A 20,693-nucleotide genomic window follows, 5' to 3' on the forward strand; every position below is an offset into this window, starting at 1 on the left:
AGCATTCATTGCTACTCCTCTTACAGTCATGAATTTCTTACCTTTAGCTTTATAAGCATGCCATTTTTTACCAGCTTTAAGGAATGGTTTATCTTTTCTACCTCCACCAGCTACAACACCGATACTAGCACGGCAGTTAGGGTTTAAGTATTTTAATTCCCCAGATGGTAATTCAACAACAGTTTGGTTCGCATCATGAGTAACAACATTAGCATAAGTTCCGGAAGATCTTACAAAACGGCCACCGTCTCCAGGTGTGTTTTCGATATCATAAATTGGAGTACCTTCAGGAATTTCAGCAAGTGGTAATGTATTACCGAATTTAATTGGAGCAGAAATACCACATTCAATTTCATCATTTACTTGAATGCTTTCAGGTGCTAAGATAAATTTCTTTTCACCATTTTCGAATTTTACTTCTGCAATAGGAGCGGTTCTTGCTGGGTCATGTACAATATCAATGACTTTACCTTTAATACTGCCTTCTTTTTCTAATGCATCGTAAGATCTGTATTTAATTTTATCTTTAAAACGATGAGAAGCAACACGGTGAGCAGGAGTTCCTCTTCCTCTTCTTTGATGAATTAATCGTTTTCCCATTCAAATTCCTCCTTAGAATACTCCTATTCTGACAGCAAGTTCTTCTGCCATTTCTTCTTCAACAAGTTTGATATATGCTACTTTTTCACCTTTAGTAGTAATGTGAGTATTAACTTTTGCTACTTTTTCTTCGTATAACTCTTCAAAAGCTTTTTTGATTTGTGCTTTGTTAGCAGAACGACGTACTACAAAAGTAATCTCATTATTTAAATCAATTAAATTCATGGTTTTTTCAGTAACATGAGGTTTAATAATAATTGAATATGCATCCATAATAATCACCTATTTTCCAAAATTATTGGAATAAACCTCCTAACTTTTCGACTGCTGATTTAGTGTAAATAGTGAGTCTTCCTGCGTGAGTACCAGGTGCTAATAACTCTGCATTTAAGTTTTCAGCAACAACGACATCCACACCAGCGTGGTTTCTAGCACCTAAAGAGATACCATTATCTTCACCAACGACTACGAGAGGTCCTTTTACTTTTTTGTATTTTCTTCCTCTGGTTTTACCTCTACCAGCTCTTATTCTTTTACCTTCTTTAGCACGGATGATATCATCATAAACTCCTAAACTTTGGAAAATTTCACGAGTTTGTTTAGTAGTTTTTACAGCTTCAAGATCATCTTCAACAATAATAGGAACTTGTTCTAAGTCTTCCACTTTGTGACCTCTGTTTTCAACAATTTCTTTATTAGTGGTTGCTGCAACAGCAGATCTAATAGCGAATCTTCTTTCTTTTATGTTGATTTTTTCGTGATGATTTTTTTCAGCTCTAGTAGGATGTGCTTGTCTACCACCAATTGCCATTGGTACGAAAGCTGCTTTTGAACCATTTTTAATCCTAGGAACTCTTGCGGTACCTCTACCGGAACCCCATCCTTTAGCGGAAGTTCTTTTACCTGCCATTGGGTCATTACCCCATGGTTGTACTCTTGCAGATTGTGCAGAAAGTACAGCTCTTTTGATTAAATCTGGTCTGTATACTTCATCAAAAATAGCTGGAAGTTCCATTTCTTCTTTTACTTCCCCATTAATAGAATAAACGTTAACTTTCATGATTATACCCCTTGTTTAGATTTTGTACTTATGTAATTTATTTGAGGGATATCCTCAGCTTTATTATTAGGTCTGATAGGTTGTCTTAAGATTACTAATCTTTTTGAAGGACCTGGAAGGGAACCTTTTACTAAGACATAATCATTTTTAACAATACCATATTTCACAAATCCACCATCTGGGTTAATTTGATCAACCTCATCTGCTGATGCGATTTTTAAAATCCTTTTATTGAATTCGGTTCTTTTATGGTAACCCATTTGACCTGCTTGAGCTACAGTCCACATGGTTCTTCTAGGAGTCCAAGGTCCGATAGAACCGACGTGTCTACCTTTACCTGCTCTTACAGCTTTACCATATTGAATTCTAATTCCCCATCTTTTAACTACACCTTGGAATCCTTTTCCTTTTGTAGTTGCAATAGCATCAACAAATTCTCCTTCATTGAAGATTTCACTAGCTTTAACTTCATTACCTAATAATTCTAATGCAGTATTTAATTTTTCTTCAGGATTGGATCCGCCGATACCACATTCAAATATGTCTGGTTTTTTCTTAGGTACGCTAGTTACTTTTGGATTGGTGTGTACTAATACCCTAATTTCTTCTGTGTTTTCTAATGCACCTTGTATTTTTGCAATAGCTTCAGATTTATTGTATTCTTTAGGAAGAGTAATTTTCCTAGAGAGTTCTTCATCTAAATTGTCTGCAAGAACTTCGGTGATTACTTTCAATCCACGAGAAGTTTTTTCATAAGCTCTAATTCCCATTACAACGACCGGAGGCACTTCCAATACGGTAACTGGAGTGAAAACTTCCATACCATTAGTTGGAGAGTTTTTATCAGTATCAGTGACTAAAGCATGAGTCATACCGACTTTATAACCTGCGAGGCCGAGTAATTTTGGTTCATCAATTTGAGGCCAAGATTTTACTCTAGGGGTTTCTTTAGCTGCTCTTTTCCTTGGACTAAAAGCAACAGACCCTTTTCTTGGCTGGTGATGTCTTACCATTTAATTTAACCTCCTAATTAATATTTTTCCTTATTTTTTAAATCATTTTAATTTTTTTAGGTTAACAGCTAATTAAATAACTATTAACGAATTTTGATAAAATTATAATAAATATAATCTCATCGAATTAATAAATAGCCACAATAAAACTTATGACTAGATAAATATCAAATTTCAATATATTCCATTGAGTTTAATTCAATTGAAGCACAATGAAGTATATATTCAATGTATAAATCATTCTGCGCTAAGTTTATTTTCAGGAGAGTCCCAAAAATATCAATGTATAAAAAGTTGAGCAAGTTATCTATTAGAGTGTAAAACTAATAAATTAAGAGAATTAAAATCTCATAAAGTTAAATAAAGAAAGTGTAGCGACAACTGCCTCTTCAGTTCTGACGGTTTCTGTTCCTTGATCTGGAATTGTATTTATTTTAAACAAATCCCAATTTGGATTGGAAACATCTTCTTGAATTGAAGAATAAGGGCCACCAAATAAAATAGCAATACTTTTACATTCATCTACTTTAGGTTTTAATTCATCAAAAATAGAATCAATATAATCTCCATATCTTGTAGTTTCAACAACAAGATCCGGTTTAATTAATTTTAAGCTATTTTTAAGACTCTTATTAGAGGATATTACATTATATCCCCAGTAAACGTCATCTGGTTTATCAGGTGTGACTATTACTTCTTTCTTAGCAATTTTAGTAATCTTAAAGTCAAAAATTCTTTTAACTGAAAGTTGCTCTTTACAGAATGCAAGTTTATCCATACCTATATCAACAAAAGTTCCTTTCTTATTTCTTTTAACAGTGAAACCTTGCCTATAATCACCCACGTCTGGCTGACTATTAACAGGATGATGAGGAGTCCTAAGTGGCGGGAGAATACCTACATGCTTTAATTCAGGCCTTATAGGAAATGCTTGTTTCCTCAAATACTGAGGAGTATTCATATAACTCAAAATTTCAGCAATAAATTCTCCATCCATTTCCCCATTTTCATTCTTATCATGATTATCATTATAAATAACCACATTATCTGCTTGAAAAATAGCTAAAGCTCTACCTAAAATACCTACTTTATAAGTACGAATTTTAAGATCTTTAGACTCAGAAAGAAATGAGTTTGGAATAAATATAGATAGCTCATCTTTATACATTACCTTAAATTATATAAAATAAAGTATATAAAGATTACCCTACATTTATATAGCTATCACTAAATAGACTTACACATTTACAAAATATTATATCAATTATAATATCTGTAGCTTCTTTTTATGCTACCAACTTTTTTATACTCAGAGAATATATTAATATAAAGTATAAGTAATCCACTATATAAATGTATTGTTTTTTAGGCCAAAAATAGAGAAAAAATAAAAATTAAAAAAAAATTAAATGGATTATAATTCCGCCCTAATGACAATTACGTTAACAATTTGCTTTTCTTTATTATGAAACTCATATATTTTTGGAATAGGAAATTTATATCGAAATATATGGGTTATTTTCAAATTGTTGTCTTCATAAAATTTAATTAAAAACTCTTCAGTGGATGCCATGTGAAAAGAATAGATAACCTTAGCATCAATCTCAATGGCCTTTTTTACAAATTTTAAATCCTGACCCTTATCGGCATTCCTCTGGGAACCGAAAGGCGGGTTCTGAAATAAAGTATCTGCATTTAACGGTTGATTAAATTCATCAATGTCACTGACAATGAATTCTACATTATCGAGCTTTAATTTTTCTGAAACATCCTTCGCCAATTGGATTGAATCTTCATCGATATCTACACCAATTGAAGAATTTGCGCCCATCAGTGCAGATCCAATGGCAAAAATTCCTGTGCCGCATCCCAAATCAACAATGTTTTTATCTTCAATATCCCCAATTCCAAAAGCATTCCATATTAGATCTGATGCAATAACTGACGGAGTTGTGTACTGTTCAAGACCAACTTTAGGTTTTGGATGAGATGGAATATTCTGGAGTCTCATCTCTAAATGTTTTTTACGAGTAATTTTTTTCATCTAATCAAATAATTAATATATCATTTATTATATAATTATATTATTAATGAAAAATTACTTTGAGGTTTCAAATGTTTGAAAAAGTATTAATTGCAAATAGAGGAGAAATCGCAATAAGAGTTATGCGAGCTTGTCGTGAACTCGACATTAAAAGCGTAGCAATTTACTCTGATGCAGACAGTACTTCTCTTTACACAAATTATGCAGATGAACGATACCCATTAGGAAATCCATCCCCTGCTAAATCTTATTTAAATATTGAAAAAATTATAGATATAGCGATTGAATCTGGTGCTGACGCTATTCACCCAGGTTATGGATTTTTAGCTGAAAACTCCAAATTTGGAGAAGAGTGTGAAAAAAATGGAATAAAGCTCATTGGTCCTACCGGAGATGTAATCAATAAGATGGGAGACAAAATTACATCAAAAGCACTTATGAAAAAGGCAGGCGTCCCAGTTATTGAAGGTACTCCAGAAGGAGTCACTGACATTGAAGATGCTAAAGAAATTGCAAGCCAAATAGGATATCCTGTAATCGTGAAAGCTTCCGCTGGTGGTGGAGGTATTGGTATGCGTGCAGTTTACGAAGAAGACGAACTTGTGCGCGCAATTGAATCAACACAATCAGTTGCTTCAACTAACTTTGGAGATTCAACAGTATTTATAGAAAAATACCTCGAAAAGCCACGCCATATTGAATTCCAGCTTCTTGCTGATGAGCATGGAAACGTTATTCACGTTGGTGACAGGGAATGTTCCATTCAAAGAAGACATCAAAAACTTCTGGAAGAGGCACCATCTCCAATCATGACTGAAGAGTTAAGAGAAGAAATGGGTGGAAGCGCTGTAAAGGCTGCCGAATATATCGGATACAAAAGTGCAGGTACTGTAGAATTCTTATATGACAATGGTGAATACTACTTCCTTGAAATGAATACCCGTATTCAAGTAGAGCACCCTATTACTGAGCTTGTCACAAACACTGACTTAATTAAAGAACAAATCAGAATCGCCAATGGCGATGAATTAAGCTATGAACAAAAAGACATTAATGTAACTGGACATGCTATTGAATGCCGTATCAATGCAGAGGACCCACTCAACGATTTCGCACCAAATCCTGGTAAGATTACCGGATACAGGTCTCCTGGTGGACCTGGTGTACGTTTAGACAGTGGAGTATATATGAATTATACCATTCCAACATTTTACGATTCAATGATTTCCAAATTGATTACTTATGGAAGAAATAGAAATGATGCCATTGATAGAATGAAAAGGGCATTGAGTGAATACATTATCTTAGGAGTAAAAACAACAATTCCTTTCCATAAAGCAATTATGAGAAATCCTAACTTCATTTCCGGTGATTTGAATACTCATTTCATCGATACCTACAAAAAAGGTATTGAAGCTGAAATGGAGAATGTCATTGCTGAAGACTTGGACTATGTGAACAGATTAAAATCAACATTTATGCCGGGTAAAAAAATAGCTGCAATTTCTGCTGCTGTTGGATCTTATCAAAACATGGCTAAAAATCAACAAATGCAAAAGAAATAAACATTCTGGAGTTTTTTAAATGAGGGTAGAAATCGTTAAATTGTTAAAAAAAGAAGGAAAACTTTCTAGCAAAACCATTGATGAGATAAACCAAATAGATATTCATGACTTTTCAAGTTTAGTTCAGGAAATCGGAAAAGAAGAAACAGAATATATCAGCGCATCAGAAATTTCAAAAGATTTGAATACTAAATACATTGGAAAAGAGTTATTTGTATTTAATGAAGTAAGTTCAACAAACACACTTGCAAGATTCTTATCAATGAACGGAATTGCCGATGGAAGTGTCATCATTTCTGAAAAACAAACCAATGCAAGAGGAAGGTCTGGAAAATCATGGGAATCCCCATTAGGAGGAGTATGGCTATCCATTGTATTGAATCCACATGTAGACTATGCCAAACTTCCATTAATAACATTGGCTACAGGTGTTGCAGTTGCAAAAACTCTTGAAAAAATAGGAGTTGAAAACCCTGAAATCAAATGGCCGAATGACATTATGATTAACGGTAAGAAAGTTTGCGGAATATTGACCGAAGCCATAACAAAATTGAATACAATTGAAAATGTTATTATCGGAGTGGGAATTGATGCAAACTTGGATGTCGAAGATTTCCCTGAAGAGTTACAGGAAGGCACTACAACACTCCAAAAAGAACTTGGAAGAAAAGGAAATGAAAATCTTTTAATTAAAACATTTTTAGAAGAATTTGAAGAAATCAGTGAACTTTTTGACCATGAAGGATATGAAGAAATCCTAAAAGAATGGAGAAAACGTTCTTACTCAATTGGAAAAATTGTGGAAGTCAGAGAGCCATTCAATAAAAACTATGATGCATACGTATTGGGCGTAAGCAGAGAAGGAGCACTAATTGTTGAAAAAATTGATGGAACCTTAGAAAAAGTAATTTCCGGAGAATGTATAATTAAGAACTAAATACAATCTCCCTACATTTTTCTTCATTTGGAATTACTTCTAGTAATTTTTCAAATGAAGATACTATTTTTTTATTTAAATCATTTAAATCCAAATCAAATGCATCACTTGTTGATAGATCGAATCTTATTGTGGCTGATGCACCGGGCATTGAAACCGGAGGGATAGTAATAATCCCATAATCTTTTAATAAAATAAATGAAAACACGAACGCCAAATCTGTATCGGACAGATTATGTGAAATATCTATTTCACCGGCCAAATCTTCTGGGGAAATCATGACTCCAGTAGGTGTTTTTTGAAAATTACTGAATTTTTCAGATAATAACTCATAAAGCTCATCTTTTCTAGTGAAACTATTAATCAGGTTATCTTCCTTGAAATTTTTAATACCGTTTAACATTGCAAGAACTGCCGGAGGTTGAGCTTCAAGACCAAACTGATTTACCTTAATCTTAATTTTATCAATCAAATCTTCACGACCTGACATGAGCCCTCCTCTTGGACCTGGCATTAACTTATCAGTACTTGTAATGGCAATGTCGGCACCCAAATCACAAGCTTTAGCCTGATTAAATACAACAGTCCTGAGTCGTGCTCCTGAAGCGTCATCGACCATAACCGGAATGTCTTTTTGATGAGCCATTTCAATGACTTTTTTAAACTCGTCTTCATCGATTACCTGATGGTCCATAGTAGAACCTGTAATCACAACCAGTGAAGTATTTTCAGGTATGGAAAACTCTTCGAAGACATCAGTTTCAGAATAATTTGCCCCCACTAATTTACAGCTTCTAGGAATTGAAGGGTGAGCTGGCAATTTAGCAAGATAATGGACCACATTTGTATCCTTGCCGACTAAAGTTAAAATTGTAGCTAGTATGCCTGAAGAAGTTCTGTTTAACGGAAGAACCTTTTCACCGCCCATATGCTCTTTTCCAACTTCCTGAAGAGCATCTTCAAAAATAGCCGGACCCACATAAGTCTCTAAAAGACTAATTTCTGATGAATCTGCAATAAATCCACCAGATAAACCTGTTAAGTCAAATAAAGAATTTCTGCCTTCAGTTTCAACTAAATATTTTATAATTGAAAGGGCATTCTCTCTTTTCTTAACTTCATCTAAAGAGTTATCGATAATCATCTAATCAGAGTCGTCTAATTGTAATTTATAATTTTCAAAGAATTCAATGATTGACTTTAATTGCTTATCATCAATTGGAACCCTAGTAAATTCATCCTCTTCAGGAATTTCATAAATATAATCAGCGAATAAAATTTTACCATCCGGGCTTGTAATCAAGCTTATGCTGTCTGTAAGCTTATCAGGATTCTTATTATAAAATCCAATTTCAAAAGAAGTACCGAATTTTTCAGAAAACTTTTCCTTTTCAGCAGGTTCTCTATTACACTTTCTGATTTTTGTCATTCTTGATTTCAATTTTTTTTCTGCGAGTTCATTAATATCAGCCATAATAACATATCCCCAATATAATCTCAATTAGTTTGATTAACATATACTATGAAATTAAACTATATATAAGTATTACTTTTCAATGTATATAATTAGTCATATAAACTATTGCCTTTACTATCCATTGCAACTATAAGAGGCCCAAAATCTTTAACTTTTAAATTCCACATCGCTTCAGGCATCCCTAAATCCAACCAGTCGACACTTTCAATTTTTTCAACTGCATCGACATATAATGCGGCGCAACCTCCAGTGGCTACCACATAGATTGCATTGTTTCTTTTTAACGCTTCCCTAACAGTATCGTCCATACCTCCTTTTCCGATGACAATTTTCGGCCCCATATCTAAAACATCACTTTGATACGGATTCATTCTCATGGAGGTGGTGGGTCCGATAGCAACCATTTCATAACCATCTTCTTTTTTGGTTATAATAGGTCCCGCATGGAAAAGAGCCGCACCTGAAATATCCAAAGGAGCGCCCCTTTCAAGAAGTCTTTTGTGAGCTTGATCCCTTGCGGTGAGAATGTTACCTGTTAAGTAAACAACATCACCTGCATTCAATTCATTTAAATTTTCATCTTTGATTGGAACATTTAATTTTCTTTCCATTTATACACCTTATTAGTAATAAATATTTATTAAAAAAAATATAACTATATCTATATAAAATTTTTAGATTAAATAAATTTAATGGGTAAAAATAATACGGGGAAAAATATGTCAAGTATGAGCAGTGTCGCAGGATTATCAAAATATATAAAAACCTTGCCGGAAACTAAATTTTCAATAATGGGAATGCTTATTCTAAGCTTTCTAATTGGAAGCATCATATATTTGTGTGATTTAACACCAAACGTTGGAATTATAGAAGATTTCATTACTGGCGGATTATTCGGTGTGACTGTTTTTGGTTTCGCATCCATCATGAGCGGAGCTTTAAATCAGCAGGTAATCAGTACGCTTCATGGAATAAACTTAAAAATCAAACATTCAATGTTTTTATCCGTCCTTTCAATGACAATACTTGGCATGATAATAATTGTAGGATGCATAATTTCACAAATATTCCGTGTGGACATATTTCTTAATTCTATGCTATTCGGATGCGTCATAATCTATGGATTCAATACCTTAGTATTTTGGGCGACATCCAAAGTCAGATTCTCAGTGGCGGCAATAACAGGCCTTATTCAACCTATACTCATTTTGACCATGTATACATTAATAACATTTTTATTTATTGATGCCAGTTTTATGGGACCTGCAATCCTACAGATTACTCTTAAAGCAATTGTTGCTGCGGTAATTTTTGTTATGGCAATCTATGCTTTTATCAGAGTTATTGCATCCCCATTTAAGAAAAACCTTGGAATAGGTGTTTTGGATTTATTAAGTCTGTTTATCGCCCACATGAATGAAGGATCAAATTCCCTTGAGGGATTATTTGAAAACATGAGCGAAGCTATTGATACCATCGTTACCTTCGTAAGTTTTAAGGCTGAAGATGGCATTAAAGCTTTATTCATATCTCCATCAGTCCATCCGGGACCATTGGGTGATTTAGGCGGTTCCAACATGCCGACCCTATTGGCAAATAAATTCGATCATTTTACAATGGTTGCTCATGGTCCATCCACACATGACTTCAATCCGATTGCTGTATCCGAAATTGACAAAATAGAAAAATCCGTTAAAAGAGGGATGGAAAGAGTGGAATACTCTCAGGATGCCAGCAAATTTTTAAGATATAACTCAGAAAAGGCAAATATCGGAGTTCAATTCTTTAATGATGGAATGGTCATCCTTTCTACATTCGCTCCGGAAGCTGTGGACGATATCGAATTTGGTGTTGGACTTTCAATGATGGCGCAAAGCAGAAGCCGCTGCAATGTTAAAGATTCAGTGATTGTTGACTGCCATAATTCATTCACCCCCGAAAGTGGAGAAGTTTTGCCGGGAAATGCTGAAGTATTCCAATTAATGGACGTTATCGATAAAATCAATCCTAATCAGGAAAAATATGAAATAAAAGTAGGATGCTATGAAGATACCATGGGATCTTTAGACAAACATGACGGAATTGGAGACAGCGGTATCAAAACAATGGTTGTCGAAGTGGATAACCAAAGAACAGCTTATGTGCTTTTCGATTCCAACAATATGGAAATCGGTTTTAGACAAGAGATTATTGATGCTGTAAGCGATTTGGAAATTGATGAAATTGAAGTGATGACCACTGATACACATACCGTAAATACACTATCAAGAGGATATAACCCTATTGGAATTTCAAAAAGACCTGAAATTATACAATATGTGAGAAAAAGTATTCTAGAAGCAATAAATGATTTAGAAAAAGTAGAAGTTGGAACTGGAACCGAAAAAATCAAAAATCTCAACACATTCGGACCAAAAAATTCAACAGAACTGATTTCAACAATAAGTTCTGTTGTGGCCGTTAGTAAAATTATAGCTCCAGTTTTACTAATAACCGCATTATTGATTGTAATTATGTGGTTATTCTTTGGGGGATTATAAGTACATTACAAATAAAGTAAATGCAATTACCCAAGTAAAGAAAAATGGTGAAATTCCATCCCATAACCATTGGCTAAATCCGGAAATTTCATCTCCTGCAATTTTTTGTGCAAATTGACCTACGAAGTATAAAATGATTACTGCTACAAATAAAGCGAAAACATCATTTTTAAATCCAAACCAACCAAGAGTTAAACCAGTTGATAATAATGCTGCAACAAGAGCTGCAACAATATGTATAGTTGTTACTTTAATAGTTGTGTCCATCGATATCCTCCATAAAATTAAATATATTAATATAATCTTAGTGAGTTATAATATATTAAAGTATTGATTAAAAAGGTGTAAATAATGAAATCAATGTCTAATGTAGACATATATACAATTAGTGATGAATTGAATAAATTGTTAAGTGGTGCTAGAGTTGACAAATCATTCCAACCGACAAATGATATTGTGGTTGTGAGATTTCATGTTCCTGGAACCGGAAGAGTGGATTTGGTAATGCAATGCGGCTCCAGAATACATACAAGCCAATATCCTCTAGACAATCCAACAATTCCCCCATCATTTCCAATGCTCTTAAGAAAAAGAATAAAGGGAGCTCATGTTGAAAGCATAAAGCAGCACAATTTCGATCGTGTGGTTGAGATTAAGGTTAAAAAAGACAAATATTACACAATAATTGTTGAAATATTCGATAAGGGAAACATAATTCTTTTAGATGAGGACAACAATATCATTCAACCCCTCAAAAGAAAGCAGTTAAGCAGCAGGGACATCAGTTCTAAAAGGGAATACCAATTCCCTGAAGAAAGAGGAATAAATCCTATTGAAATCACTCATGATGAATTGAAAGAGTTATTTGAAAACGGTGACAGTGATATTGTAAGAACACTGGCTATGAATGGTCTTGGAAGCCTATATTCCGAAGAGATTCTCAAAAGGGCAAATGAAACTGTGGAAATTGAAAAGACAACACCAACTGCCGAATTGAATGACGAGCAGATTGCCGGAATATACAATGCTTTGAAAAACTTATTTGATGATTTGAAGGAAGGTTCTATTAAACCGCAAATTGTTAAAAAAGACAAAAAAGAGGATGTTGTTCCTTTGAATCTTGTTAAATACGAAGATTTCGAAAAAACATATTATACTAATTTTAATGAAGCCTGTGATGAATTTTATTCCAAGAAAGTCAATTCAAGCATCAAGGATGTTAAGGAAGCTGCCTGGAATAAAAAAGTAAACAAGTTTGAAAAAAGGTTAGCTTTACAACAAGAAACCCTCGATAATTTTGCAAAGACAATCGAAGATAGCCAACATAAAGGAGAGGTAATCTATTCTAATTATCCTTCCATTGAAAATATCATAAATGTCGTAAACTCAGCAAGAGGTAAAGGTTACTCTTTTAAAGAAATTGGAAAAATACTGAAAAAGGCAAAAAAAGATGGAATGGCCGAAGCGCAGATTTATGAATCAATCGATAAGATGGGCGTTTTGACTTTGGACATTGACGATACAAAATTAATCATAGATCCAAAATTGACAATACCTGAAAATGCCGAAACATATTATGAAAAAGCTAAAAAAGCTAAACGAAAATCAAAAGGCGCTTTGGTTGCAATTGAAAATACCAAAAAACAATTAGAGGAAATTAGGTCTAAAAAGGACATCGCTATGGAACACATTGCGGTGCCTAAAAAAAGAGTCAAAAAAGACCTTAAATGGTATGAAAAGCTAAGATGGTTCATCAGCTCCGAAAACATTCTGGTTGTTGGCGGAAGAGATGCCAACAGTAATGAAAATGTAGTGAAAAAATATTTGGAGCCAAATGACATTTATTTGCATGCAGATATACATGGTGCAAGTTCCACAGCCATAAAATTAAATGGCGCTGAATTAAATGACAAAATCCTTAAGGAATCCGGAGAGTTTGCAGCTTCATTTTCATCTGCTTGGTCAAAAGGTTTCACAACACAGGACGTATTTTGGGTTAAACCAGACCAGGTTTCAAAAACACCCGAAGCGGGGGAATTTTTGGCGAAAGGGTCATTTGTCATAAGAGGCCACAGAAATTACATTCGAGGAGCAAGAGTGAAATTAGCTATTGGAATCGTTGACTATGAAGGAAAAAGAATAATGGCTGGACCAATAGAAGCACTTGAGGCACACTGTGAAAATTATGTTGTGCTTAAACCTGGATTTACAAAAAAAGAGGCAATAGCTAAAAAGATACTCCATAAAATAAATGAAGATGACCTATTAACACTTGATGATATCATAAGAGTTCTGCCATCCGGAAAATGCGATATCGATGAAGAGTATCATCAAAGAAAAAAATATGAAAAAAATTAATCCTGATAATCTTCGGGATTAAATTTGAAATATTCGTCAGGATTCATAACCACAACATCGATGTTGGGGTTGAACTGACTTACAAAATTAGCGAAAATTGCTGGATCTTGTTCTATTGGTGGGAATGTATTATAATGCATTGGAACAACAACCTTTGGGTTCATCCACATGGTAGCTAAAGCAGCTTCGAAAGGACCCATTGTGAATTTGTCTCCAATCGGCACCAAAACAACATCAGGCTTATAGATTGAACCGATTACATCTTTCATATCACCAAACAATCCAGTATCTCCTGCATGGAAAATTTTAGTTCCGTCTTCAAAAGTTATTAGGAAACTTGCAGCAACACCGCCAGGAACTGTTTCTTCAACCATATCAATATCAGAAGAGTGTTTTGCATCAAGCATTGTGAATTTAATATTTCTGAAGATGAATGAACCGCCAATATTAACACTAATGTTCCTAATTCCTTGTTTAGCTAAAAAGAGTGAAATTTCGTGGATACATGCAATAGGAGCATTAGTACTATTTGATATTTCTAAAGCATCACCAAAATGGTCTGAATGACCATGAGTAAGCAATATGATATCAGGATTCAATTCTTCAACAGGGACTTGACAAGCGGGATTATTGCTAATGAAAGGGTCAATTAAAATTTTGACGTTATCGTCACTGATTATTTCGAATGCTGAATGACCCAACCATCTAATTTCCATTAAGCTGTTCCCCCAATAGTGCTCATGAGAATGTTCTCATCTAAATTAGATGCGATATTCCAAGTTCTCTCAAAATCGGCTCTGATATTTGAAATGGAACTTCTGTCATCATAAATTGCACCATATTCCACATCATTTTGACCTTCAGAGATAATCATTGCATGTGAATCATCTGTAATTAAATTAACTGTATGAACTTTAGGAACAGTTTTAATATGTACTCCTTGTTTTAAGAGAGATGATATCAAGAACATGTAGGACATGTCTGAAACGTCAAATTCGTCTATAATAACTCTTGAATAGATAGTTGGAACATGGGATAAAAATCTATCAGATAAATCGTTTAAAGATGGAATTTCCAACATGATTTCCTTATTAACATTTATTGCTAATTTATCAAAAGCCTCTTGTGAAGTGACCACTCCTCCATCACATATTACATAGCTGTTAAGTGATTTAGGAATAGGTAATCTTTCAGGATTGTTAATATCAATATTTATGTCTCTTTGAGGTGCTTCCGGAGCAGCTAATGTTGGAGCACTTACTTCTTCAACAGGAGCTGGTTTTTCCAATAAAGCCTCTTTAATCAAATCAGTCTTATCATCTTCAACAATTATTTCAGGAATTTCATCATCCGCATAGTGATTTTGACGTTTTTTAGGAACTCTGGTTACTTTTAAAGGTCTGCCATAATTTGGAGTAAAGACCAATTGCTTATCAAAATCAATTTCTGGCTCTTCTCTTTGAACAACATTTAAAACAGCTTTGGATTGTTGATCAAATGAGTCTTCATAGTATTCGCCAGGAGTGGAATCTGGATAATCCTCGATGACTAATTCCTCATAATTTATATCATCATAATCATTATAATCTCTACGAATTTTTAAAGGGCCATCAGTATTAGAAGATTTTCTTTCTGAACCGCCTAATGATGATGAATTTATTTCTTTAGACTCTAAAAATTCTTTAATTTTGTTAGTGGTCCTATCTGCATTAGAATCAACAAAATAGCTAACAATCAATATGATTCCTACGATAGCTATGATTAATCCAACTAACATCAAAATATCTATTAAGTTATACACACTTGTCTCATATGCAATGAGAACACCTACTACAAATAAAATAAAACCTGAAACTAATTTTATTGTGCTTCCCACGATTTCACCCTTATAAATTTTTAATCACTCTATTATTTAACTATTCTATAATATCTAACTCACTATTAATAAACCTAATGGAAAAAAACACGAAAATAAGCTAAAAAAAAGAAAAAAGTAATACTTTTTATAAAAATAGTAATATTAATATAGTAAAAAACCAAACTTAATACATGGTGAAAAAAATGAAAAAATTAATCAGTGACAATTCTGGACAAGGGGCTGCAGAATACATTTTACTCTTTGGTGGAGTATTGGTTATTGCATTATTGGCCCTAACCATATACAGATCATATATGGAAACAAGTGATGTCAGCTTAAAAGCAAAAGATGACATAATAGACGTTAGAAACACCATATTGGACAATAGAACACATGTCTAGAAAAAAAATTGACAACAAAGGACAGGGAAGCGCTGAATTAATTCTAATAATCGGAGGATTAATTGTCATAGTGCTTCTTGTAGGAAGCTATATATCCAATATAACCCAAAAAACACAAAAAAACATGCAAAATTTACTAAAAACAGAAAGAGATTTTATAATAAATAAAATATGAAAATGGAGAGTGAAACTCTCTATTTTCCAGCCAATAATTGATTTAATATTTCGTTCCAAGATTCTGAATTAATATTAGTTAATTTCATACCTGTTCTTGTTAAAACTCTAATATTCTGTGGACATGCAGTCACGCAAGCTCCACATAAATTACAGAAGTCCAAATTGGTAACTGATTTTCCGTCAACAATTGTAACGGCATTACAAGGACATACATCTTGACAAGCATGGCAAGAATCGCCTTTACATATCTTATCATCAGCTTCATTTTCAACTAGTTCTAATTTACCTTCAAATGGCTTAGTAACTGTAATTGCATCAACTGGGCAAATTTCAGAACACCAGGAACAGTTTACGCATGAATCTTCTAAAATAATTGTTTCACCACTGATTTCAGGAACTTCAATTTCTTCTCTTAACATACAAGTGGAACAAATTTGTTTGATTGCATCTTCAGGGCATACCCTTTTACATACACCACAGAAAATACATTTAGAAAGATCAACTTCGATTGAATTATTCAATACATCCACAGAAGATGTAGGAAAATTTTTTATATTAATAGCTCCTGCAGGACACATATCGGCACAGAAAGAACAATAAATACATTTTTCTTTATTTATTTCAATTTCTCCTCTAACGAGGTCCGCTGGATTAGGAAGATGTCTTTCAAATAAAATAGAATCTCTTGGACAAATTTCATTACATCTACCACAGTACATGCAATCATCATCATCGACTTTGGATTCTGTTTCCCATTTAGGATAATTACTCATATTCTTGATTTCTTCACCATTGATTGATAAGGATAATGAATCAAACGGACAAGCTACGGAACATAATCCGCAAAATACACAGGAATCTTGATTTACAGAAATTAAATCCATTTCAATTAAACCACGTGCAATAGGAACAAGAGGCCCTAATCTTAAGGAAGAAGTAGGACAAACATCGGTACAAATTCCACAGCCTACACACTTATTACTATTATATGCTAATTTACGGTGTTCTTCACCACTTCTTTCAATAGAAAACATTGTCACACCTCATGCTTTGGAAATAGCTTGATTTGGACAATTTTGAATACAAAGGTCACAATCATCACAATTTTCCGGAACGATAGATACGTCCCCGTTCTCTTCAATAATTGCACCTTGTTCACAAAGTTTAATACATAATCCTTGAACAGGACAATTTTCAATGTGTCCACATTTATCTGGATCAATTTTTACTGCCATATAACCACCTCATAATTTCATGAAAACTTTCATGCAATTAATTATTTATCGAAATGCATTAATAAACATATCGATTATTTTTTCCGATTTTCAATGATATTCCCACTTTGATTAATTTCGCCTCGCCTAATTCGTGTTGAGGATATGGGATTACCATCATAGGCCAATACAAAACTAACAACGACAATATCAAGAGGTTTCATTCCTTTTGAAACTCTAATATTATTTATTTCAACTGCAGTAGGCTCAGTCTCCTCACTAACCACAATAGCCTCAAAATCAGCATCATAAATAGTAGTCCCATAAGGGTCATTCAATGGGATGACAACAAAATCAGATTTATCGGAAAAAAAAGATTTGAGATTGCTCATCCTCTCTTGACAAGAATCAATATCTCCTTTCAATCCTCCAAAAGCATCTGAAGTGACGCCAATTTCAATACATTTGCCAATTTCAAAAGCGGTTAATAATAATTTCTTGTGTCCATCATGAAACTTATCAAAAGTTCCGCCAACAGCCACCTTGTTATATTTTTTAGAATTCATGATATTGTCCAATAGTTTGCTAACTTAATATTTATGAAAACTATTATAAATTTATAGCTATTTATTGCAAATATTTCAAAAAAAGAAGTAAATAAAAAAATTTAAAAAAAAAAATAAAATAGTTAACTAGAATGAGATACTTGAAGTGTATCCATATAACTTATATGTTTTTGCATTCCAATTAGCTACTTTTCCTAACGAGTTTCTAGAACTTGTTGCATCACTTACGGTCCAAGTATTACCGACTAATACTTGAGTCCAAACATGCCCATATGTACCTCCACTGCTGAATGTACATGTACCATGAGCATATCTGGCTGCAAGCCCTGCAGTTCTATACATAGCAACAAGTAAATGTGAATGATCAACACAGTTACCTGATTTAGCATTTAATGTGCCCACAGCACCATGTTTTGTGTCATAATAGAAACTATATGATATTGTATCTCTAACATATTTAAAGATCGCATTGGCTTTCTGCTTATCAGTCTTTAAACCTTTGGTTAATTTAGCAACCAATTTCTTAATCTTAGGATTATTCACTTGACAGTTGGCAGATGCGGCCAAATAAACTTTTAGATTGCTAATAGTATTCTTAGAGTTCAAGGTAGAAGTAGAAGTACTACTTATAGACTTAATCTCTACAAATGATGGTATTCTATTGTTATCCCCATAAAATGCTACAATACGTGCAAAAGCATAAACGGCAGTTTTATAACCAACAGTTCCTAATTTGGAACTAACAGTATTCGGCATTTTACCTTTTGAATTTGAAGTTTTAACAATGCTTTTTGCAACTGAAAGATAATTATACAAATTGCCGTTGCAATAAGTTGAAGATGGTTTACTTGGATTTTTAACATCTTTAACAATGATATTTGCTTTACTGCCGGATTTTAAGTTAACTATTGCTTTGGATGCAAGATACATATAATCTGCAGTAGAGTAAGTTATACCACCAATTTTAACTGTTGAAGGCAATTTATGATTCTTTTCAATGTAATTTCTAACATTTTTTGAAGAAGCAATAAGCTGTTTAAGGGTAACTGAATTCACAACATATATTTTAGATGATCCTGAATAGGAATCCTTGGAATATTTTATTGTGTGTGCACCATTTGATAAAACACCTAAACTTACTTTAGCAACACCTTTTGAGTCAGTAGTGCCGACATATTTCTTTCCGTCAATGCTGAATGAAACATCCTCATTTTTAACTGGATTATTTTTATAATTCAATACTTTAACGGAATAGGAAACCTTTTTACCTGGTGTTGCATAGACATTTTCGCCCACCAATTTTGTTCCTTTAACTGACACATGTTTAGTTACAACACTTGACTTATAATGACTGTCGGAAAGCACAGTTTTGATAGTATAATAACCTATATCAAGACCGATTTTTTGCTTTGCAACACCATTTGAATCAGTTTTTTTAATATAATTTTTACCGTTAATGGTAAATTTCACTTTTACATACTTTAGAAGTTTACCGGAGCTATCCTTCACAGTAGCTTTATAAACGGAACCATCATTATGGTTCATTACCAAATCCCCTGCTAACACTTTAGCAGTTTGTTTAGTGCCAACATATAACTTGCCTGATTCAGAAGAACCTGAATAAAACTTATCTCCAGAACAACTATATTTAATTGAATAAGTACCCTTAGCAAGACCAGGAATAGTTATTGCAGCTATTCCGCGTGAATTTGTCTTTGCAGTTACTTTTTTGTTATTGTATTTGAATACAACTTTTTTATCCTTGATTGCAACGTTATGTTTTGACTTTAAAGTTACAATAAAGACATATTTGCTCTTTGGAGATATGTAAGTATTAGTTGATCCATGTGTAAGGGTAGTGCTGTCTTTTTTGGAAACATAGTTATTAGATAACTTTTCCTTAGAGTAAGGATTAGTAGTGGTAATAACATATTTTCCAGGCGCTAAATTAACTGGTAATTTAGCCACTCCATTTTTATCAGTTGTTTTTGTATAAGTTACACCATGTACCTTAAATGAAACTTTAGTATTTGCTAATGCATTATAATTTTTCCAAAATGTTACTGAATACGTAGATACAGGACCATAGTATTTAGTAATATCGCTTCCACTAACGGATGATAATACTTTGACTTTCTTTGAAAGAGAAGATGCTGAATATTTTGTGTTTCCAGCATAACTAAGTGTAGCAGTATAAGTTCCTATTGACAAAGCTGCGGTCTTGACTGAAGCAATACCGCTTTTGCTGGTAACAGCAGAATAGGATTTGCCATTAACTTTAAAGGTTATCTTTTGATTTGCGATAGCCTTACCATCCTTATCTTTTAAAGTTACTTTAAAATATGTAGCTGATTTCGCATAATGAGTATCATATACATCTAACTTTGAAGATATTTTAGTAGAACTAGCAGACAGGACAACATCCTCGCTAGAAATAGACAAAACATCATTGCCACTAGAAGTGCCGTTTGTTTCATCAATTGCTACATCATTTTGAACTTGCCCGTAATTATCCTCATAGGTGCTTGCCAAAACATCACTATCAGAATAATCATCCAAATTGTCATCATGAGAATTAACTATATTAGTCTCTGAGATAGAATCCTCGCTAGAAATTTCTAATTTATTTTCTACGGATAATGAATTAACATTATCGGATGCTAAATTTGAATCTTCTGTATTTGAATCATTATTTAATTCTGTTGCACTAACAGCTCCCATTGCAAGGAAAACGATTAATACAATAGATATAAATAAAGTTCTATTTTTTATCGAAATTTTTCCACCTCTTGGTTCTCATTACGAAAATTTTAAGTAAAATATGATTATACTAAAATATAGTATTTCATAATGAGTGGATAAAGATATATATTTTTATATTAT

The 20,693-nt window shown here is 33.3% G+C and carries 22 protein-coding genes; 6 read left to right on the forward strand and 16 right to left on the reverse strand.

All coding sequences use genetic code 11. The features are described from left to right. The 6 genes from QZU81_RS07465 to QZU81_RS07490 all read right to left on the reverse strand — a co-directional run. A partial coding sequence (locus tag QZU81_RS07465) for a 50S ribosomal protein L2 (protein WP_295590878.1) occupies nucleotides 1–600 on the reverse strand: 600 nt, incomplete at its 3' end. A gap of 12 nt (nucleotides 601–612) precedes the next feature. Continuing rightward, nucleotides 613–873, reverse strand: coding sequence for a 50S ribosomal protein L23 (locus QZU81_RS07470; RefSeq protein ID WP_292825533.1), 261 nt, complete (start codon nucleotides 871–873; stop codon nucleotides 613–615). A gap of 22 nt (nucleotides 874–895) precedes the next feature. Then, nucleotides 896–1,660, reverse strand: a complete 765-nt coding sequence (rpl4p, locus tag QZU81_RS07475) for a 50S ribosomal protein L4 (protein WP_292825530.1) — start codon at nucleotides 1,658–1,660, stop codon at nucleotides 896–898. A 2-nt stretch (nucleotides 1,661–1,662) separates the two neighbouring features. Next, nucleotides 1,663–2,673 carry a 50S ribosomal protein L3 gene (gene rpl3p, locus QZU81_RS07480; RefSeq protein ID WP_292825527.1) on the reverse strand — a complete coding sequence of 337 codons (1,011 nt, stop codon included), beginning with the start codon at nucleotides 2,671–2,673 and terminating at the stop codon, nucleotides 1,663–1,665. A gap of 340 nt (nucleotides 2,674–3,013) precedes the next feature. Next, nucleotides 3,014–3,841, reverse strand: coding sequence for a putative RNA uridine N3 methyltransferase (locus QZU81_RS07485; protein WP_295590882.1), 828 nt, complete (start codon nucleotides 3,839–3,841; stop codon nucleotides 3,014–3,016). A gap of 246 nt (nucleotides 3,842–4,087) precedes the next feature. Next, nucleotides 4,088–4,717 carry an METTL5 family protein gene (locus QZU81_RS07490; RefSeq protein WP_295590885.1) on the reverse strand — a complete coding sequence of 210 codons (630 nt, stop codon included), beginning with the start codon at nucleotides 4,715–4,717 and terminating at the stop codon, nucleotides 4,088–4,090. Nucleotides 4,718–4,788: 71 nt separating this feature from the next. Here QZU81_RS07490 and QZU81_RS07495 point away from each other — a divergent pair, with 71 nt between their 5' ends. Both QZU81_RS07495 and QZU81_RS07500 read left to right on the forward strand, forming a co-directional pair. After that, nucleotides 4,789–6,282 (forward strand): acetyl-CoA carboxylase biotin carboxylase subunit, encoded by a 1,494-nt coding sequence (locus QZU81_RS07495; protein ID WP_295590887.1) that lies wholly within the window; start codon nucleotides 4,789–4,791, stop codon nucleotides 6,280–6,282. Between the two features lie 19 nt (nucleotides 6,283–6,301). Further along, entirely contained in the window at nucleotides 6,302–7,219 is a 918-nt protein-coding gene (locus QZU81_RS07500; RefSeq protein WP_295590888.1) for a biotin--[acetyl-CoA-carboxylase] ligase, read from the forward strand. On the opposite strand, the gene QZU81_RS07505 is transcribed toward QZU81_RS07500, so the two are convergent. The 3 genes from QZU81_RS07505 to QZU81_RS07515 all read right to left on the reverse strand — a co-directional run bounded on the left by QZU81_RS07505 (nucleotide 7,209) and on the right by QZU81_RS07515 (nucleotide 9,307). After that, on the reverse strand, nucleotides 7,209–8,363 hold the full coding sequence (locus tag QZU81_RS07505; protein ID WP_295590891.1) for a TIGR03576 family pyridoxal phosphate-dependent enzyme: 1,155 nt from the start codon (nucleotides 8,361–8,363) through the stop codon (nucleotides 7,209–7,211). The two genes, QZU81_RS07500 and QZU81_RS07505, sit on opposite strands and share 11 nt — an antisense overlap. Beyond that, entirely contained in the window at nucleotides 8,364–8,693 is a 330-nt protein-coding gene (locus tag QZU81_RS07510) for a hypothetical protein (protein WP_295590893.1), read from the reverse strand. Between the two features lie 92 nt (nucleotides 8,694–8,785). Further along, on the reverse strand, nucleotides 8,786–9,307 hold the full coding sequence (locus QZU81_RS07515) for a FumA C-terminus/TtdB family hydratase beta subunit (RefSeq protein WP_295590895.1): 522 nt from the start codon (nucleotides 9,305–9,307) through the stop codon (nucleotides 8,786–8,788). 108 nt (nucleotides 9,308–9,415) lie between these two features. Here QZU81_RS07515 and QZU81_RS07520 point away from each other — a divergent pair, with 108 nt between their 5' ends. After that, complete coding sequence (locus tag QZU81_RS07520; protein ID WP_295590898.1) at nucleotides 9,416–11,236, forward strand: DUF2070 family protein; 1,821 nt, start codon at nucleotides 9,416–9,418, stop codon at nucleotides 11,234–11,236. Here the strand turns inward: QZU81_RS07520 and QZU81_RS07525 are convergent. Next, the gene (locus QZU81_RS07525; protein WP_292825476.1) at nucleotides 11,231–11,503 is read right to left on the reverse strand and encodes a hypothetical protein; all 273 of its coding nucleotides are present in this window, start codon (nucleotides 11,501–11,503) and stop codon (nucleotides 11,231–11,233) included. The two genes, QZU81_RS07520 and QZU81_RS07525, sit on opposite strands and share 6 nt — an antisense overlap. Before the next feature lie 84 nt (nucleotides 11,504–11,587). On the opposite strand from QZU81_RS07525, the gene rqcH reads away from it, so the two are divergent. Next, nucleotides 11,588–13,594, forward strand: a complete 2,007-nt coding sequence (gene rqcH / locus QZU81_RS07530) for a ribosome rescue protein RqcH (protein WP_295590902.1) — start codon at nucleotides 11,588–11,590, stop codon at nucleotides 13,592–13,594. Here rqcH and QZU81_RS07535 read toward each other — a convergent pair. Then, the gene (locus QZU81_RS07535; protein WP_292825470.1) at nucleotides 13,591–14,310 is read right to left on the reverse strand and encodes a metal-dependent hydrolase; all 720 of its coding nucleotides are present in this window, start codon (nucleotides 14,308–14,310) and stop codon (nucleotides 13,591–13,593) included. The two genes, rqcH and QZU81_RS07535, sit on opposite strands and share 4 nt — an antisense overlap. Next, nucleotides 14,310–15,470 (reverse strand): hypothetical protein, encoded by a 1,161-nt coding sequence (locus QZU81_RS07540; protein ID WP_295590905.1) that lies wholly within the window; start codon nucleotides 15,468–15,470, stop codon nucleotides 14,310–14,312. Before QZU81_RS07540 ends, QZU81_RS07535 begins: the two co-directional genes overlap by 1 nt. A 176-nt stretch (nucleotides 15,471–15,646) precedes the next feature. Here QZU81_RS07540 and QZU81_RS07545 point away from each other — a divergent pair, with 176 nt between their 5' ends. Next, nucleotides 15,647–15,853: a class III signal peptide-containing protein gene (locus QZU81_RS07545; protein WP_292825783.1), complete on the forward strand. Its 207-nt coding sequence runs from the start codon at nucleotides 15,647–15,649 to the stop codon at nucleotides 15,851–15,853. Beyond that, entirely contained in the window at nucleotides 15,846–16,028 is a 183-nt protein-coding gene (locus QZU81_RS07550; protein ID WP_295590907.1) for a class III signal peptide-containing protein, read from the forward strand. Before QZU81_RS07545 ends, QZU81_RS07550 begins: the two co-directional genes overlap by 8 nt. A 19-nt stretch (nucleotides 16,029–16,047) precedes the next feature. Here QZU81_RS07550 and fwdF read toward each other — a convergent pair whose 3' ends face one another. From fwdF to QZU81_RS07570, 4 genes are all read right to left on the reverse strand, one after another. Beyond that, a complete protein-coding gene (fwdF, locus tag QZU81_RS07555) occupies nucleotides 16,048–17,064 on the reverse strand; it encodes a tungsten-dependent formylmethanofuran dehydrogenase subunit FwdF (RefSeq protein ID WP_295590910.1) in 1,017 nt (338 codons plus the stop codon). A gap of 9 nt (nucleotides 17,065–17,073) precedes the next feature. Beyond that, nucleotides 17,074–17,265, reverse strand: a complete 192-nt coding sequence (locus QZU81_RS07560; protein WP_292825458.1) for a 4Fe-4S binding protein — start codon at nucleotides 17,263–17,265, stop codon at nucleotides 17,074–17,076. A gap of 74 nt (nucleotides 17,266–17,339) precedes the next feature. Next, the gene (locus QZU81_RS07565; RefSeq protein ID WP_295590914.1) at nucleotides 17,340–17,810 is read right to left on the reverse strand and encodes a phosphopantetheine adenylyltransferase; all 471 of its coding nucleotides are present in this window, start codon (nucleotides 17,808–17,810) and stop codon (nucleotides 17,340–17,342) included. 126 nt (nucleotides 17,811–17,936) lie between these two features. Beyond that, a complete protein-coding gene (locus tag QZU81_RS07570; RefSeq protein WP_295590917.1) occupies nucleotides 17,937–20,531 on the reverse strand; it encodes a transglutaminase domain-containing protein in 2,595 nt (864 codons plus the stop codon). Between the last annotated feature and the right edge of the window lie 162 nt (nucleotides 20,532–20,693).

The sequence above is a fragment of the uncultured Methanobrevibacter sp. genome (genome assembly GCF_902770715.1).
GTDB lineage: Archaea > Methanobacteriota > Methanobacteria > Methanobacteriales > Methanobacteriaceae > Methanocatella.